The organism is Nocardia brevicatena NBRC 12119 (genome assembly GCF_000308495.1).
GTDB lineage: Bacteria > Actinomycetota > Actinomycetes > Mycobacteriales > Mycobacteriaceae > Nocardia > Nocardia brevicatena.
Window position 1 is genome coordinate 1 of record NZ_BAFU01000242.1, and the last position, 16,812, is coordinate 16,812.

Here is a 16,812-nt window from a genome sequence, read left to right on the forward strand (position 1 = left end):
CGAGTGTTTGGATCGAAGTGCGATGTGGGCGTCCGGGCTCAAGAGCTCTTCCCGGACCAGCGACGGCATTGGACCTACCGAATCCCGGTCGCCAAATCAGGTGAGGTGATCCATCTACTCGTTGCTGCTGAGGGACCGCCGATTCGTGGTGACGAGGCCATCATCGTCAGCTGGTCGCCATCGCCCCGGAGGTGGTTCCGCCGAACGCAGCGCTTCCGACTGGCAGACATGGGTGCCGAGGAGCTCTTCCCTCCAGGAGTCGCGCCGGTAGCCTCCATCCCTTGGTATGTGAGGCGCACACGCTCGCTTGAGAAACGATCACCTCGCGCAGTCCGATACGGCTCACTCGGCCTGCCGGACCACGACGAGTCTGAACAGCTCGAGGAGACTCGGTAGATCGCTCTCGGCCGTCCGCAATCCGTCCGCAGTGCATCCCCCCACTCTGACCAACGGTGCCAGCGTTCGAACGTGCTGGTAGGAACACTGAGTCAACGATTCCAAACGGCTGCAAACGACCAGCAGATAGTTCGAGCTGTGCTTCGACGTGTAAGCCTGCCCGCGGGGTGGGTGGAGTGACCCTGTGCAGGCAAGGCCATACGAACAAAACCGCTGGTGGGTGGAGGAAACGGGTGTGCACTGCTCGGCCGGATTCCGTTCCACCTCCACCAGTCCGCACTTTCCGGCCCTTCGGTGAGTACTTTTGGCCGTTTCAACGGCTTGATTCTCGGCCACTGGTCGTGGTCGCGTACCTGGCCAAGAGGCGGTTCTGTCCGCTCGGCATACACTGGATTCATGAGCGCGACTCACGAGGAACTTCTCCGGCTGGCTGAGGCCGTGCCCGAGGAACAGATACCGGCGGCAACGGCGTTGCTTCGCCAATTTGTGCGGCCGGTGGCTCGTCGGGAGTTCAGTTGCGCCGGCACGCTCAGCGCGGAACCCGACCTGGCGGAGCGGGCGAAGGACATCGTTCGGGAAGAACTCGACCGGAACGTGGCTGAGTGATCGTCGTGGATACAGGGCCGCTCGTGGCCCTGATGAACAATCGGGACAATCGCCACGCCGAATGCCGGGAGTTGCTGGAGAATGCGCCCGGGCCGCTGCTCGTTCCCGCGCCCGTGTTCACGGAGGTCTGTCTTCTGCTCGAAAGCCGTCGCGGCACGGTCACCGAGCGCCAGTTCGTCCACGATGTGGCGAAAGGGTTGTTCACGATCGTGGACATGACGAGCGCCGACCTCGAACGGATATGTGAACTCCTGGACAAGTACGCCGACCTCCCCCTCGGCACCGTGGATGCATCCGTCATCGCCGTGGCCGAGCGGTTCCCGATCACGGCTGTTGCCACGCTCGACCGTAAACACTTCTCCATCGTCCGGTCGACAGCGGGGCAGCTGCTGCTCGTACCGTGACCGATCAGACGGACCGGGTACGCAGAGAGTACGCAGCAGCGTCGTACGCGGCCATGATCGGCCAACGCCACCAATAGAGAATCCGCAGGTCAGGCAACTACGCCAACACGACTCACCATGACAAACGCCCTGATAGCAGTCCGAGCTGTACTTCGACGTGTAAGCCGATAGGGCACGTGTAGCCCTCGAAGCCCCGCCTGTCTCACACGGGTGGGGCTTCGGCCTTTACGTATCCGAGTTCGTTGCGGACCGACGCGGGGCGCCGATGAATGTGTGGTCTTCGCTCCGTCATCATGAGGAGTAACGCAGGAGCAAGGAGAACGATCATGGCGACCAAGCCGCAGGGACCCGCGTCCTACTTTCCGTCCATCGAGGCCAAGTACGGGCGGTCGATCGCGGAATGGAAGACCGCCATGGCCGAGTCCGGTCTGACCGGGCACAAAGATCTGGTGGAGTGGCTGAAGCGTGAGCACGGGTTCGGCCACGGGCATGCGAACGCCATCACCCAGCACTATCTGCATCCGGAGAAGTGGGGCGCCTGAGCGGGTCTTCGGCTGTTGCGAGGGCCGGTCCGAGGCCGGTGCGGCAGAAGGCTTCGAAGCGGCGCCACGCGACGGCCGGTGAGGTGGGGGCGGTGCGGTCGAGGACCGTGCCGAGGACGCCGATCAAGGCCCACGACAGGACGGCGACGGTGTCGGCGAGTTCGTCGGCCGGTATCCGGAGCCGGTCGGTGAGATGTTCTTCGAGGATGGTGGCGACACTACGCCGGTAGCCGCGTAGGGCGGTGGCGCTGCTCTTGGGGCCGACCAGGGCCTGGTAGACGTCGGGGTAGCCGGCGGCCAGGCCGATCATGACCCGTACGGGGGCCAGTAGGGAACGGTCCGGGGAGTCGGCGATCTCGCGGCGCAGGAATTCGGTGCAGCTCACCACCAGCAGATCGTCCTTGTCCCGGTAGTGGGCGTAGAAGGTGGAGCGGCCGACATCGGCGCGGGCGATGATATCACTGACGGTGACGCGCTCGTAGCCGCGTTCCATCATCAGTTCGATCAATGCCAGGTGGAGGGCGTCTCGGGTGCGGCGGATCCGGCGGTCGGGGACGGTCATCGGTGTCTTTCGTCGGTGGACAGTTTCGGCGGACCTGTTCGGAAACGGACGGTTTCGGTGGTTTTGATTCTGGTCGACGTCGGGCGGGCCGCCGACTATGAAGCCATGACTGCTATTCGATCGGCTCGCACCCCCATGTTCGTCGACCACGCCGATACCGGTCTCGTCATCGAGGGGATGCGGCGCTACAACCTGTTCACCACCGTGTTCTTCATCGGCCGGCACCGTCTGCTCCTCGACGAGCTGGTGCGGGCGAGCGGGGCGCGACCCGGCGACGACGCCGTCGATATCGGCTGTGGCCCCGGCAAACTCGTGCGAGCACTGGGCGCGCGGGTCGGATCGCGGGGCAGCGCGGTCGGTGTCGACCCGTCCGCGTCGGCGGTGGCCTACAACAGTTGTCGCGACCACCGGCCGAATCACCGGTACATCCAGGCCCCGGCGCAGGACCTGCCGTTTCCCGACGCTGCCTTCGACGTGGTGACCTGCACTTTTGTCATGCATCATATTCCCGAGCCGCATCGGGAGGCGGCCCTCGTCGAGATGTGGCGGGTGCTGCGCCCGGGTGGACGGCTGCTGCTCGCCGACGCCTACCCCACCACGTGGATGCGCATGCTGTTCACTCGCGGCGGGCATCGGCACGGGGACGCGGGCGATCCCTTCGACGCGGTCGATATCCGCCGCTACACGCAGGCCCTGCGCGCGCTCGGCTTCACCGAACCCGAATACACCCGCAGCCGCTATATGACCGGGATATCGACGGCGACCAAGCCGTCCCAGGGGTGAGGTCCGGGTAGGGCACGGTTCGGACCGCGGCCGGTTCAGGTCAACGCCTCGGCGCTCTCCTTGCGTGCCCGTTCGGCGACGGTGGCGGGCATCGGTTCGTGGCGTAGGTATCCGCGGGCGAACGATCCCGCGCCGTGGGTGAGCGAGCGAAGATCCATGACATACCTGCTCAACTCGAGTTCGGGTACCTCGGCGCGGATATGGGTGCGGCCGGCGTCCGCCGGTTCGGTGCCGAGGATGCGGCCGCGTCGGGTGGACAGGTCGCCGAGGACGGCGCCCAGATGCTCGTCGAGGACGGTGACCCGCACCGCGGCGACCGGTTCGAGCAGCCGCGTTCCGGCCGTGGTCGCCGCGTCCCGGAGGGCGAGCGCGCCCGCGGTTTGGAAGGCGGCGTCGGAGGAGTCCACCGAATGCGCCTTCCCGTCCACCAGTGTCACCCGCACATCCACCAGCGGATAGCCGGGTGTGACGCCGCGCGCCGCCTGCGCGCGGACCCCTTTCTCCACCGACCCGATGAACTGCCGCGGCACCGCCCCGCCGACCACCCGGTCGACGAATTCGATTCCGGCCCCTTCCGGCAGCGGTTCCACCTCGATCTGGCATACCGCGTACTGTCCGTGCCCGCCGGACTGTTTCACATGCCTGCCGCGCCCCTCGGCCGCCGCGGCGAGCGTCTCCCGCAACGCCACCCGGTGCGATTCCCCGTCCACCTGCACCCCGAACCGCCCGCGCAACCGTTCCAGCGCCACATCCCGGTGGGCTTCCCCCAGGCACCACAGCACCAGTTGATGGGTGTGCTCGTTGTGTTCCAGCCGCAGTGTCGGGTCTTCGGCGACGAGCCGGGTCAGGCTTTGGGAGAGTTTGTCCTCATCGGCCTTCCCGTGCGCCCGGATCGCCACGGGCAGCAGGGGCTCGGGCAGCTGCCACGGTTCGATCAGCAGCGGTTTCCCGGTGCCGGACAGGGTGTCGCCGGTTTCCGCGTGACCGAGTTTGCTCACGAACGCGATATCCCCGGCGACGGCCTCGCTCAGTGTCCGCTGCTGTTTTCCGACCGGGGAGGTGATTCCGCCGACCCGGTCGTCGGCGTCGTGCTCATGTCCGACGGCGTGCCCGCAGACGTGCACGGTGTCGTCGGCGTGCAGGGTGCCGGAGTACACCCGTACCAGCGATACCCGCCCCACGTACGGGTGCGATGTGGTCCGGATGACCTCCGCGGCCAGCTCCCCCGTCGGATCGCAGCGCAGTGGGGCGGGTGCGGCGCCGTCGCCCAGCGGCACCGCCGACAGCGGGTGTTCGACCGGTGTGGGAAACCCGGCGGTGACCAGTTCCAGCAGTTCGAGCGTGCCCAGTCCCTGCTCCGCGTCCTCGGCGGCCGGCGCCGCGAACAGCACCGGGTGGAAACTGCCCCGCGCCACCGCCCGCTCCAGGTCCTGGACCAGGGTGGTGAGTTCGATGGATTCACCGTCGAGGTAGCGGTCCATCAGTGTCTCGTCTTCGCTCTCGGCGATGATCGCCTCGATCAGCCGGTTGCGGGCCGGTTCGATCACCGCGAGATCCTCCGCGGACGGTGCGGTCCGCGCCCGTTTCCCGTCGCGATAGTCCGCGACCCGCTGCTCGAGCAGTTCCAGCAGTCCCACCGCCGGACGATGACCGTCCGGACTCTTCTCCCCGTAGACCGGCAGATGCAGCGGCAGCACCGTATCGGTCGCCCCGTCCGTCAGCAGTGCCTGACAGGTCTGCACCAGTTCCGCGTACTCGGCCCGCGCCGTGTCCAGATGTGTCATCACGATCGCCCGGGGCATCCCCACCCGCGCGCATTCGGCCCACAGTTCCCGGGTCGCCCCCGCCACGCCTTCCACCCCGTCGGCCGCCGACACCACGAACAGCGCCGCGTCCGCGGCCCGCAATCCGGCCCGCAGCTCGCCCACGAAGTCGGGGCATCCGGGCGTGTCGACCAGGTTGACCTTCACTCCGTCCCACATCACCGGGACCACCGCCACCTGCACGGATCTGTGTTGTCGCCGCTCGATCTCGTCGTAGTCCGACAGTGATGTCCCGTCCTCCACCCGCCCGGCCCGGTTCACCGTCCCCGTCGTCAACGCCAGCGCCTCCACCAGTGTCGTCTTCCCCGCCCCACTGCTGCCCACCAACGCCACGTTCCGGATGCGCTCCGGTCGCTCCGCCCCATTCGTCCGATCCACCATGTCGCACGCTCCCTCGGGTTTGACACGCGGTTTCTTCGAGCTTCCCACCGCAGGTGGGGGCACGTCCACAGCGAAAGCGGCCGCATGGGGTATTCCGTCTCGGACAGGTTCGGCGAACCGCCCAAGACATGGGGGCCGCCCTAACTGCTTTCGCAGCCGATTCCGTTTCCGTCGCGGTCGAGGTCGTATTCGTCCGGTCCGATGACCCGTACTCGCCCTGTATAGGCCGGGCCGTTTCCGCTGCCGCCTTCGCAGTCCACATCGCTGGTTATCGGAACGCACGGATCGTAGGACGGGTGGCAGCCCGACGGTTGGGCGGCGGCCGTATGGGTGGGGGCGATCAGGGCGAATGCCGCCGCGGCCAAGGCGGCGGTGCCCAGCGTGGCGAATGACCTCATGTGGCTCCTGTCAAAAGGGGTTATGGGACATCGAAGCGGTGGTCGCCTCCGACGAGCGAGTGCGTCCGCACCGGCTGCCGACCGTAGGAGGCTCCGGCGAGGGTTCGGCCGCGCGCCCGGTCAAAACCGATGTGTCGCGGCGGAAACGCGGTGCACGGCGAGATGGTCGAGCACCGCCTGATTGGACTCCCAGCCATCCGGGAACTTCACCGGCACCCCCAGGTGTACCGGTTCTGCCGACGGGTGCGCGTCGAGCAGTTCGGGAATCCCCTGCCGGCCGACGACGATACAGGCGTGTCGATGCCGTGATATGAGAACACACAGGCGGCCCGCCTCGAGGTGGAAGGCGCCGGCGTCGCGGCGTCCCGACAGTGGATGCAGGACAATAGTGACGTCGTATTCGCGCCCCTGCAGCCGGTTGGCGGTGTCCACGGTGACCGTTTCGGCGGGGGTGCCGCGTAGGGCGGTGCGAACTGCTTCGGCCTGATCGCGGTGTGCGGTGCCGACGGCGACACGTGCGGCGGTAACCGGGCGTTCCCCGTGCTCGGAGTAGGCGGTGGCGCCGCGCTCGAGAAGTCGACGGACCACGGCCGCGATGGCGGCGACGGCCTCGCTGTCGGTGCGCAGCGTATGCCGCGCGGGAAGTTCGTACCAGCCCCACCCGCATGCGGCCGCTTCGTCGAGCACATTGTCCACCGGGCCGCGCAGCCCCCGGGTTGCGAACTCCAGACGCCGCTGCCCGGGCTCGGTGCCGGGGCGGAACGGGGCGAACGGATAGAACGCCGCCGACACCACGGCCGCGGCGCTCGGGGGCAGCCGCCACGACACCGGGAGCCGGTGCGGCACGATCTCGGGATTGTTGGCGAGCATGACGGCGACCGCGCTCATGGTGGGATCCCAACTCAGCCCGGCCCAGCGTTCGATATCGACGGTGGCGAAGGGGTCGAGCTGCCCGGGATCGCCCACGAACAGACCGCGGTCGAACCGGTTCGCGATGCGCAGCAACATATCCGAGCGCATCTGGTACGCCTCGTCGATGATCGCCCACGACCAGGTGCCGTCGTCGATGGTCGCCCATTTCGCGGCCGTGCCGATCACGAGAGCGCGGTCGGTAAGATCGGCGGTGCGGCCGGAGATCCGGACGTTCGGCCGCAGCACCCGGTCGCTGGGGATATACCCGCTGCCGGAGAGTCGGCCGATGCGCAGGCCCGGATCCGCGCCGGCGAGGCGTTCGATGAGGTCGTCGACCTGTTCGTTGGTCTGCGCGACGATCATGCGCTGTTCGCCGTCCTCGGCGAGCTGCCGGGCCGCGCGCACGACCAGCGTGGATTTCCCCGCGCCGGGCGGGGAATCGACGACCATGGCCCGATGCGTCGGGTCGCGGAGGTCGGCGAGGATATTGCGGACGGTTTCGTCGGCTGTCGTCACGACCGCTCCTCGGCGGTAACGGGAACGGATGTCGGCGCGGCCGGAGGTTCGCCGGGTGCCGTCACGACCACTCCTCCTCGAACTCGGCCTCCGGTGTCCACTCAGGTGGCGGCCCGCCGTGCGTCCACGGGGTTTCCTCGGGCTCCGGCAGTTTGGTCGGGGCGAAGGACGCGCTGGGGGAGAAGCGGGCGAAGCCGACCGTATCGCCCATGTCCGGGACGGTACCGGGCGGCGGCGTGCGCCCCCGGCCCATACCGCCGGAGAGTTCCAGCAGGAGCGCGTCGTCGTCGACGGCGATGACCTTCCCCTTCTGTTTGGGGCGTTCGATACTGTGCAGTTCCTCGTCCACCGCGGCCCGGAACGGATCGGTGGTCCGCACCCGGATGAGTGGCCGCAGGACGCTGCGTCCCTTCTCGGTGGTGCCGGTCCGGGTCGGGTCGCTGTCGAGAACCGTTCCCCGGAACGCCTCGCCGGTGAGCCGGTGTTCGAGGAGTACCCGCGGATCGTCGAAGGCCCGTTCGGCCTGGAAGGCGTCGAGCGCGCGTTCCCGGTTGAGCAACCGCCGCACCGCCGATACCGCCGAATCGCGGCGCGCCTGCGGCAGCCCCTCCGGGATCGAGGCGGCGAACCACGAGAACGCGGACCGGTCCTTGCCCCACCGCCGCTCCACGCTCGCCCCCTCCGGCAGTGCCCGCAGCAACCGCACCGCCCGCCACATGAGCCGCCAGGTCGGTTCGAGCTGGCCGCGCAGCGCCCGCTCCAGCCGTTCCATCGCGACGGTCACCGCCCGTTTGTCACCGGCATTGTCGTAGGCGGCGATCAGCGGGGCGAGTTCTTCGTTGTCGAATCCGGGGTCGGTGGCCGGCCCCGCGGGCGGGGACCGCAACGGGTCCTCGGCGAGCGCCGCGGCCTGCGGTCCGGTGAGCCCGTCGGGCGGATCTATCCACCCGAGCAGCGCGGCCAGGTTCCCGTCCTCCAGGGACGACTGCCCCGACGCCCAGTGCGCCGACAGCACGGAGGTCATCGGCAGCAGCACGTTCGACCCGGGATGTTCGGCGCGTTCGGCGAACCAGGTGAGCCACCGGCCCAGCAGCGGTAGCGTTTCCGGCACCGCGTTCGGACCGTCGGCGCGATGGAACCGCACCGAACGTCCCAGCATGCGCAGGAATTCCACCCCACCCGGGTTGGGCACCAGCAGTTGCGGCGCGTCGAGGAACAGCGGCCAGGTCTCCTCGGTCTTCTTCGAGGTCGTCTCCTCGGTCGCCGTGCACCGAGAGGCGATATACGGCAACACCAGATCGGCCAGTTCCCCGATGAACCGCAACCGCAGTACCCGGTCGCGGGGTTGCGCCACTATGAGCACGGTGGCATCGTCGGGCGCGGAGCCGACCATGATCGCCAGCGGCGCCGCCGACTCCCCGGCCAATCGCAGCGGTACCAGCACCAACGGCCGTTCGGACAGGTGGTAGTGCCGGAAATCGGCGAGCGGCTGCGCGCGCTGCGCCCGCACCGCCTCCACTCTGGCCAGCGCGGTCAGCACACTCATCCGGTGATCTCCACCCGCAGCCGGTGCGCGGTGCGCAGAACCTCGGCGATATCCGCGTGTTCCGGTGCGGGCGACAGCGTTCCGTCGGCCAGGCCGAGCACGGTGTCGATGTGCTCGATTCCGCCGAGGTCGTCGCAGATACCGCGTCCGAGACTGTCCACCGATCCGCAGGCCCGCGCCTCGGCCCGACACGCGAACGCCAGTTCGCAGCCGGACATACATTCCGGCGCGTACCGGGACGGGATTACGGCGAGGGTTTCCGACAGCCGCTGCCCGGGTTCGAACGAACCCCATTCCGGTACCAGGTCGATCAGTTCGCTGATGGAGGTGAGCCGCGACAGTTGCCGGGAGATCGCCGCCAACTGTTTGCGCAGGTCCACCTTCTCGGCCGTGGGGCGGTTCGTGAAGTCCTTGGCGCACACCAGGATCGCGTGGTGCGACACCAGCCGGTCGGGGTTCTCACCCAGCTCGCGCATCATCTCCCGCAGCGCCAGCACATACACCGCCGACTGCCGGGCCGCGGCCGCGACCTGCGCCGGATCGGCCTGTCCGTCGACCACCGGGAACGATTTGATCTCCACCACGTGGAACTGCCCGTCGATCTGCAGCGCCACTACGTCCGGCTCCAGATAGGCGGGGGCCCCGGCGATCTCCAAGCGCAGCATCGGATGGTCGAAGAGGGTGCCCTCCCCGGAGGCGATCGCATGTCCCAGCAGTTGTTTGGTGCGCTGATACCGCACCGAATTGCTCGTATTGTCGCCGACCGTCGCGAGGTCGTGGTAGCCGACCTCGGGAATGGTCAATCCCAGCTTTCCTCGCAGCAGCGCCAGCAATTCGGCGCACCCGTTCTCCTTCACCATCGCCTCGAAGGCGTTACCGCGGGTGATGGCGAACGACGACTGACCGAATTGCGGTGGGTAGCCGAGTATCCGCGCGATCGCCGCCTTGTCGACCGCCGCCGCGTCGAGTAGCGCGCGGCGGGCGCAGCCGGGATTCGCCGTCAGGGCCGCGATGGTGCGGGCATTGTGTCGGGTGGTCGGCGCCGCACCGCGCAGTTGGTCGAGTTGCGCCGATAAAGTGGTCATATCGCCTCGTTTCGTCGCCGGCCGGCCAGGCCGAGCCGGACACCGAACAGTTGCGCGGCGGGGTCGTCGAGCTGGTCGGCCGCGCGTCGGGCGGCCTGTTCCCGCTGCTGTATGTCTTCATATCTGTGCACGTCGAGTTCGCGTTCCGCGGCCTCGATCACCGTGGCCGGATCGAGTTTCTCCGCCCCACCCGTGGCGCCGGGGATGGACGAGGCCAACCGCCACAGCACGCGCCTGCCGGCGGGTGAGGGCTGCGCCGCGCCGGCCAGGTGGGTGGCCAGGCGGATGGCCGAGGTCAGCAGGTCGACCCGGGGACTCAATGGGCCCACCATACGCTGCGACAGTGGCCAGGTGCTCACCGCGAGCAGCCCACGGGCCGGGGCGAGCAGGTCGGTGGTGAGGGCCGAACAGATGTAGTAGGGACGGGAGTAGGGGGCGGCGCGGAAGGAGCGTTCCTCGTCGCGGCGGAGGCTGGTGAGTCGGGCGGGCACGAGTGTGCCGGAGAAGAACGCCTCGTGCACGGCCATCACCAGTTTCGGTGCCGAGGGAACCGCGAGCAGGGTCAGTGCGCGGTGCACATGTTCGCGGACCGGGACCACCGAGGGTGCCGGATCGGGTTCCGGCGTGCTCGGCGCACCGAGAACCGCTGTGTCCCAGGCGCTTTCCGTGCGACGGAGGTCGGCCCGCAGCCGCCGCGCCGCGGCCCGATCGCCGCCGGCGGCCGCGCGGCGGATTTCCGCGCGCAGGATGGCTATTCGTTCCTCCAGCTCTTCGGCCGCCTCGGTCACGGGAGTGAATGTAGAGCCATCTTCCAGCAAAGTCCAGTAAATGCCAGTAAATGCCGGATATCTCAGGGCCGCTTCGTCACGAACCGGTTATCGCTCAACCGGGTTCACGCTCGGACTTCCGGGCCGAAACACCGGGAGGCGCCGTGACCGCCGGGCGGCGATATCGAGGACCCTCGGACGCCGGAGAGGCGATGTCCATTCCCTGATACCTCAACGATCCGGCTCCTTCTGTGTGGACCGGCCGTGGTCCCTGTCGGCGCCCATGGGCCGACCGGTTGGGGCGGACGACGGTGGCGACCAGGACCCCGACCACCACCGCCGCGCCGCCGAGCAATTCCGGAACGCTCACGGTTTCGTCGAGCAGCACATAGGCGGCGCTCATCCCCACCACGGGCACCAGCATCGAGAACGGTGCGACCATCCCCGCCGGGTGGCGCGCCATCAGCCACGACCAGGCCCCCGACCCCGCGATGGTCCCGATCAGCGCGGTGTAGGCGAGTCCGAGCAACGCCGGGCCCATGGTCGGCCGGTCCCAGTCGGTGAGCGAGGCCCCGATCCGTTCCGGCCCCTCGATCACCAGCGAGAGCGCGAGCATCGGAACCGGTGGCACCACCGACATCCACAACGTGAAATGCAGCGGGTTCGGTGCTTTCGCCCGCGCATTGCACAGATTGCCCACCGCCCAGGCGAACGCTCCCGCGAGCACCAGCAGAAATGGCGCCGGCGCGGCAGACCCCTCGGCGCGCTGCCATCCCACCACCGCCAGTCCCACGCAGGCGAGCAGCACTCCGGCGACGGCCTGCGGGCGCAGTCGGTCGCGCAACAGCACCGCACCCAGGATCACCGTGAACGGCGCCGACGCCTGTAACACCAGCGATGCGAGACCCACCGGCATACCGGCCGCCAGACCCCAGTAGAGGAACAGGAACTGAAGTGTCCCGAATCCCAGCCCGTAGCCGAGCAGCCATTTCGTTTCGACCCGCGGCCGCGGCACCAGCAACACCGTCGGGATCGCGAGCACCGCGAACCGCAAGGCGACCAGGAAAAACGGTGGAAACTGGCCGAGCGAGGCGTCGATGGCGATGAAGTTCAGCCCCCACGAAACGGCGACGGCCGCAGCGAGAAGACGATGACGGTGTGGCATACCGCGATCCTCCGACCGCCTACCGTGAAGGACAAGCGAAATATCCTTCACCATCACTGTAGGTTGGCTTAATGGATCCGCGGCACCTGGAGCTACTCCGCGACCTCGACGAACGCGGCAGCGTCACCGCAGTGGCCCGCGCGACCCACCGCACCCCCTCCGCGGTCTCGCAGCAGTTGCGTAGCGCCGAACGCGCTTTCGGTACACCTCTGGCCGAACCCGTGGGCCGAGGCCTGCGCCTCACCGACGCGGGCCGCGTCCTCGCCGCCGCCGGTCGCGACCTCGCCGAGACGATGGCCCGCGCCCAGGCCAGCTGGGACGACTTCCGCGGCGAACCCACCGGCACCGTCACCGTCGCGGCACTCCCCAGCGCGGCAACCTTCCTGCTGCCGAGCGTGTTCCGTGACCTCGGCGCACTCCCCATCGACCTCCTCTGCGCCGATTTCGATATCGCCGAAGCGGAGTTTCCGCGCCTGGTGACCGACCACGACATCGTCATCGGCCACAGCCTCTCCCGTACCGTGTCGGGCACCGCGGGCCTGATCACCGTCGAACTGGTCCGCGAACCCCTCGATATCGCGATGGCCGAACACCACCCTCTCGCCACACAACCGGCGGTGACCGCCGCCGACGTGGCCGACCAACCGTGGATCGGCGTACCGCCCGGCTACCCGTTCGATGCGGTGCGTCTGGCGGTCGAGGAGACAGCCGGGTGTCGCCTCGATATCCGGCAGCGTGTACGGGACAACCGATTGGTCGAGGCGCTGATCGCCGACAGCGACCACGTCGCCGTCCTCCCACGCTTCACCACACCCCATGGAAGCGGTGTCGTGCTCCGACCGTTGACAGGTTTGGCGATCGGGCGCCACGTCTTCGCGATCCTGCGCCCGGACCGTGCCGAGCGGCGTGCGGTACAGCGGGTGCTCGATGCGTTCATCCGGGTGGGTGCGGGATTCGCCGGCGAATAGTGGCCGGATACGGGATTCGGCGCGACCGCTCTCTCGTGCCCTCGCCCGGTGGATCTGCCGTGGTATCGCGGGCTGAGTCACCGCCGGCCGTCCGATGCCCACTGTGCCCGCATGAGCGAGGGTGTTCCGTCTGCTCTGGCGAATCGACCGGGTGGGTGCTCGGGCCGAGTCGGCGACTTCACCGTGCGAGCGAACCGGTGCCTATGCGGCAATAACCTTCCCATGTATGGCGATACGTTATCGACCGGACCGCTACTCAACGGTACGTTATTCATTGTGTAATCGGTCGTCGGGAGGCATCGTGCCCGGACCTCGAGGAGTTCGCCATGACCAGCTTTCGCCGCCACCGCCATGGAATCCGTCTGTTACATCGCGCGGTACTCGTCACGGCATTGTCATTGACCCCCGCCGTCGCCGCGGGATATGCCATCGCCGCGGGCGGCGACTCACTCGCCGCGATCTCGCAGGGGCAAGCGATATCGGACGGGTCCTCGAGCGGAGCCGACGCCGGCGCTTCCGGCGCCGGAACCGATTCCGGGACGTCGAGCTCCGGAGCCGATGCGGGAATGTCGAGCTCGGGAACCGATGCCGGAAGCCCGGATGGGGCCACAGATCCGGGTGCGTCGAGCGCGGACCACGGCTCGACGCCATCAGTGGGAACCGACCCCGGCCCCGCGGCCCCGAGCGCCGACAGTCCTTCCGGTTCTCCGCACTCGAATACCGATGCGGACAACCCGCAGCCGGATGCCGGGCCGGACAGCGGCGTAAGCACCCACGTTCCGGACCGCCACGGCCCCGTCCTCCCGGTACCGAGCCCCGGGGACCGGGACTATTACCCCACCTATCCCGGCGAACCCGGCCACCCCCTCTATCCTGGATACCCGATCCCCAGCGGCGATTACCCGACCGACCACTCCTCGGACCACGACACCGATTCGCCCGGCCCTCGCCCGCGTCCGGCGGTGCCGCCCGCACCGCGCTGGTGCCCGCTGCCGTCAGCGACCGTCCTGTCACCGGCAATCACGGTGCCTCCGCTGTGCGTGTGGTGATCTCGCGCCGGCGCCATCGGTAGCATCGGCCCCTTGTGAACGCTGCTTCGGAAATCGAGATGGTCGCGATTCCGCCGGGCCCGGTGACCCTGTCGGATCGGCGCACCCAGCGCAGGTGGTCGGTGGAGGTCGGGCCCTGTCGGATATCGGCGTTTCCGGCCACCCAGGAGCAGTACGAACAGGTCACCGGCCTGCGGCCCAGCGCTTCCCAGGGTGCCCGTTTGCCCGTCGAGAGCGTGTCGTGGTGGGACGCGGTGCGATTCTGCAACGCCTTGTCCCGAGACGCGGGATTGGCGCCGGCCTATCGCATCGACGCCGACCTCGAAACGGTTGAATGGGATATGTCGTCGCGGGGGTATCGACTGCCGGCCGAGGCCGAATGGGAACACGCGTGCCGTGCCGGCACCACGGACGCGCGTTATGGCCCGCTCGACGAGATCGCCTGGTTCCGAGGGAATTCGGAAGGGCGGGCCCACGAAGTGGGCGGGAAGCGGCCCAATGCCTGGGGCCTGTACGACATGCTGGGCAACGTATGGAACTGGTGCTGGGAGATCTACGATGCCGAGGTGTACGGCACGTATCGGGTGCTCCGCGGCGGTGGGTGGTTCGACGAGCACTGGAGTTGCCGGGCCTCCGTGCGACGCCGCAGTCATCCGGCGGTCCGGCTCGACGATGTGGGATTTCGTGTCGCCCGCTCCGCGGCGGGTCCGGCTACGACCTCCGACGGATGACCGTGACCGGCGAACGGCTCGGAACCCGACCGGCCGCCGGTGATCGGATCAGGATCTTCGACGGTCGTGACAATGCCGTTTTCTCGGTGATCAGTATTCGAGGTCCGACCAGTCGATGGTGATCGGGAACGGGAAATCGATTCGCACACCGTTCTCGTCGGCCGGTATCCACTCACCGGCCATGAGGTAGTTGGCCGGATGCAAAGGCCGCACACCGTCGGGCAACCGGGCATGACCGGTTTCCAGCGCATACGCGCGGACCACGGCAATCGTGCTCGCATTACGTGCCAACGTGACCTCCCAGTACCAGGGGATACCGGCGCCCGCATACCGACTCTTCTTGGCTTCCATATCGGATTGCGTGTTCGACGGTGACAACACCTCGCCCACCAATAGTGTGTCGGCGGCCCGGACATCCTGGTAGGGGGACTCGAGACACTGATGTACCAGGAAGTCCGGAGTGAGGAAATCGGACTTTCCGCTACTACCGAGAAAGACGTTGGTTTCCACATTGACGCGCCAACAGGTCTCGGGTCGTTCCGACATGGCTTTCCGGGCACAGCGTTCGAGCTCGTTCCGCATACGAACGGTGAACATTTGATGCTCGGCGGGGCCACGGCGCACCCACACCACGCGACCGTCCCAGAGTTCGATCCGCTCGGCGATCTCCTCGGGCAGTTGTTCCAGTTCCTCCCAGGTCATTCGCTCGGGAAGGTTCGACTCCTCGATTCGTGGCATGGGCATGTCGTCATGATAGGCCGTGGACCGGGGCTTCGAGAGGAGTCGGATACCGGCAGGTGGGCAGCAACCGGCCCGAACGCAAATCTCTGGCGGCCGTTCTACGCCGCGCCTTCTGTGGCCGGCGCGGTCGTGCGGGCCTTTATCGAGTGATGATGCGCAGTACGGCGTCGACGGATTGGTCGGCCAGTTCGTCGTGCAACGGCAGGTGACCAAACAGCGCACGAAAGTAGATCGGCGCGGCGACCGCGTCGAGTACGAAATCCAGGTTTATATCCGGATCGACCTCGCCACGTGCCATCGCCGAGCGCAGGGCCGCGGCGGTGGTGGCGCGGCGGGGCTCGAACACGGTGGTCAGCAACCGGTCGCGCAGTGTCGGGTCGTCGGCCAGGTCCGCGACCAGCGCGGGCAGCACCCGGCTCAGGCAGGTGTCGCGCAGCGCCCGGACCAGGGCGCGCAGGGACACCGTCAGGTCGGCCCGCAGATCACCGGTATCCGGTGTCGGCGCTACACCGAGCAGGTCGGCGACCACGTCGACCACCAGGTGTCGTTTCGACGGCCAGCGCCGGTAGATGGCCGGACGGTGGATGCCCGCCATGGCGGCGACCTGCCCGAGGGACAGGTTGGCGTATCCGCCTGTGTCGAGCAGTTGCCGGGCGGCGGTCAGGACGGCGGCGTCGATCCGCTCGTCTCGGGTGCGGCCGGCCATCAGAACACCGGCCGTGGTACGAGCATGACCAGCCAACCGTCGGGGTCCGCGAAGGCCAGGCCCCCGTGTGCGGCCCAGAAGGGGTTGTCCACCGGTGTCGGTTCCGCGCCGTACTCGCCGAGCCGGTGTACCGCGTCGTACATCCGCGCCTCCTCGGTGAAGTACAGCACCAGCAGATTCTCCTTGCTGGGCGCGTCACCGGGACTGCCGTCGGCGTGGTGGGTGAACTCCAGGTGGTAGTCCGTGCCCGGCAGTCCCAGCATCACACCGTCGTAGCCCGCGTGGTTCTCGAACCGGTACAGCTCGCGTAGGCCCAGCCCGTCCACGTAGAACCGCACCACCTCGTCGAGTCGATCGGTGGGACGGGCCACCCGCACCTGGGCCACCCGCAGCGTGTCGGGCCAACTATCGCGCATTGTCGTCACACTGAAACAGTACAGTACGTACCGAATCGAAATAGCGTGCCCGTCTTCTCCGGGTGGACCATGGGCCGCCACACCGGCACCTGGGCGGAATCGCTGTACATGCTGATCCTCGGTCTCGGTATCGGCCTGACCATGCAGGTACTCGTTATCGTCGTCCAGAACACCGTCCCCTATGCCCAGATGGGCACCGCCACCTCCGGTGTCACATCCTTCCGCACTCTGGGCAGCGCGTTCGGCACCGCGGTATTCGACACGCTGTATTCCAACGAGCTCGAATCGAGCCTGGCGGACGCACTGGCCGGGTCC

The 16,812-nt window shown here is 68.0% G+C and carries 17 protein-coding genes; 6 read left to right on the forward strand and 11 right to left on the reverse strand.

The window, feature by feature from the left end; translation table 11 throughout:
• Positions 1–792: 792 nt before the first annotated feature.
• The 3 genes from ON20_RS29265 to ON20_RS29275 all read left to right on the forward strand — a co-directional run bounded on the left by ON20_RS29265 (position 793) and on the right by ON20_RS29275 (position 1,948).
• Positions 793–1,002: a hypothetical protein gene (locus ON20_RS29265; protein ID WP_040841113.1), complete on the forward strand. Its 210-nt coding sequence runs from the start codon at positions 793–795 to the stop codon at positions 1,000–1,002.
• The gene (locus ON20_RS29270; protein ID WP_040841115.1) at positions 999–1,406 is read left to right on the forward strand and encodes a type II toxin-antitoxin system VapC family toxin; all 408 of its coding nucleotides are present in this window, start codon (positions 999–1,001) and stop codon (positions 1,404–1,406) included. Before ON20_RS29265 ends, ON20_RS29270 begins: the two co-directional genes overlap by 4 nt.
• Positions 1,407–1,732: 326 nt before the next feature.
• Entirely contained in the window at positions 1,733–1,948 is a 216-nt protein-coding gene (locus ON20_RS29275) for a DUF4287 domain-containing protein (RefSeq protein ID WP_040841117.1), read from the forward strand.
• Here the strand turns inward: ON20_RS29275 and ON20_RS33645 are convergent.
• Positions 1,908–2,510, reverse strand: coding sequence for a TetR/AcrR family transcriptional regulator (locus tag ON20_RS33645; protein ID WP_083865436.1), 603 nt, complete (start codon positions 2,508–2,510; stop codon positions 1,908–1,910). The genes ON20_RS29275 and ON20_RS33645 overlap by 41 nt on opposite strands.
• A gap of 57 nt (positions 2,511–2,567) precedes the next feature.
• On the opposite strand from ON20_RS33645, the gene ON20_RS29285 reads away from it, so the two are divergent.
• Complete coding sequence (locus tag ON20_RS29285) at positions 2,568–3,293, forward strand: class I SAM-dependent methyltransferase (protein ID WP_245547562.1); 726 nt, start codon at positions 2,568–2,570, stop codon at positions 3,291–3,293.
• 35 nt (positions 3,294–3,328) lie between these two features.
• Here ON20_RS29285 and ON20_RS29290 read toward each other — a convergent pair whose 3' ends face one another.
• From ON20_RS29290 to ON20_RS29320, 7 genes are all read right to left on the reverse strand, one after another.
• Positions 3,329–5,497, reverse strand: coding sequence for an elongation factor G-like protein EF-G2 (locus tag ON20_RS29290; protein ID WP_040841119.1), 2,169 nt, complete (start codon positions 5,495–5,497; stop codon positions 3,329–3,331).
• A 140-nt stretch (positions 5,498–5,637) separates the two neighbouring features.
• Positions 5,638–5,895 carry a hypothetical protein gene (locus tag ON20_RS29295; protein WP_040841120.1) on the reverse strand — a complete coding sequence of 86 codons (258 nt, stop codon included), beginning with the start codon at positions 5,893–5,895 and terminating at the stop codon, positions 5,638–5,640.
• A 120-nt stretch (positions 5,896–6,015) separates the two neighbouring features.
• Complete coding sequence (locus ON20_RS29300) at positions 6,016–7,323, reverse strand: AAA domain-containing protein (protein ID WP_040841122.1); 1,308 nt, start codon at positions 7,321–7,323, stop codon at positions 6,016–6,018.
• A 61-nt stretch (positions 7,324–7,384) separates the two neighbouring features.
• On the reverse strand, positions 7,385–8,869 hold the full coding sequence (locus tag ON20_RS29305; RefSeq protein ID WP_040841124.1) for a hypothetical protein: 1,485 nt from the start codon (positions 8,867–8,869) through the stop codon (positions 7,385–7,387).
• Positions 8,866–9,954 (reverse strand): hypothetical protein, encoded by a 1,089-nt coding sequence (locus tag ON20_RS29310; RefSeq protein WP_040841126.1) that lies wholly within the window; start codon positions 9,952–9,954, stop codon positions 8,866–8,868. The genes ON20_RS29305 and ON20_RS29310 overlap by 4 nt, the downstream gene beginning before the upstream one ends.
• Positions 9,951–10,742 (reverse strand): hypothetical protein, encoded by a 792-nt coding sequence (locus ON20_RS29315; RefSeq protein ID WP_040841128.1) that lies wholly within the window; start codon positions 10,740–10,742, stop codon positions 9,951–9,953. Before ON20_RS29315 ends, ON20_RS29310 begins: the two co-directional genes overlap by 4 nt.
• Positions 10,743–10,836: 94 nt before the next feature.
• The gene (locus tag ON20_RS29320) at positions 10,837–11,886 is read right to left on the reverse strand and encodes an EamA family transporter (RefSeq protein WP_083865438.1); all 1,050 of its coding nucleotides are present in this window, start codon (positions 11,884–11,886) and stop codon (positions 10,837–10,839) included.
• A 71-nt stretch (positions 11,887–11,957) separates the two neighbouring features.
• Here ON20_RS29320 and ON20_RS29325 point away from each other — a divergent pair, with 71 nt between their 5' ends.
• Positions 11,958–12,854 carry a LysR family transcriptional regulator gene (locus ON20_RS29325; RefSeq protein WP_040841130.1) on the forward strand — a complete coding sequence of 299 codons (897 nt, stop codon included), beginning with the start codon at positions 11,958–11,960 and terminating at the stop codon, positions 12,852–12,854.
• 1,108 nt (positions 12,855–13,962) lie between these two features.
• Positions 13,963–14,634, forward strand: a complete 672-nt coding sequence (locus tag ON20_RS29335) for a formylglycine-generating enzyme family protein (RefSeq protein WP_040841228.1) — start codon at positions 13,963–13,965, stop codon at positions 14,632–14,634.
• A 90-nt stretch (positions 14,635–14,724) separates the two neighbouring features.
• On the opposite strand, the gene ON20_RS29340 is transcribed toward ON20_RS29335, so the two are convergent.
• From ON20_RS29340 to ON20_RS29350, 3 genes are all read right to left on the reverse strand, one after another.
• Positions 14,725–15,378, reverse strand: coding sequence for a Uma2 family endonuclease (locus ON20_RS29340; RefSeq protein ID WP_040841134.1), 654 nt, complete (start codon positions 15,376–15,378; stop codon positions 14,725–14,727).
• 136 nt (positions 15,379–15,514) lie between these two features.
• On the reverse strand, positions 15,515–16,081 hold the full coding sequence (locus ON20_RS29345; protein WP_040841136.1) for a TetR/AcrR family transcriptional regulator: 567 nt from the start codon (positions 16,079–16,081) through the stop codon (positions 15,515–15,517).
• Positions 16,081–16,497 (reverse strand): VOC family protein, encoded by a 417-nt coding sequence (locus ON20_RS29350; protein WP_040841137.1) that lies wholly within the window; start codon positions 16,495–16,497, stop codon positions 16,081–16,083. Before ON20_RS29350 ends, ON20_RS29345 begins: the two co-directional genes overlap by 1 nt.
• Positions 16,498–16,812: the final 315 nt, after the last annotated feature.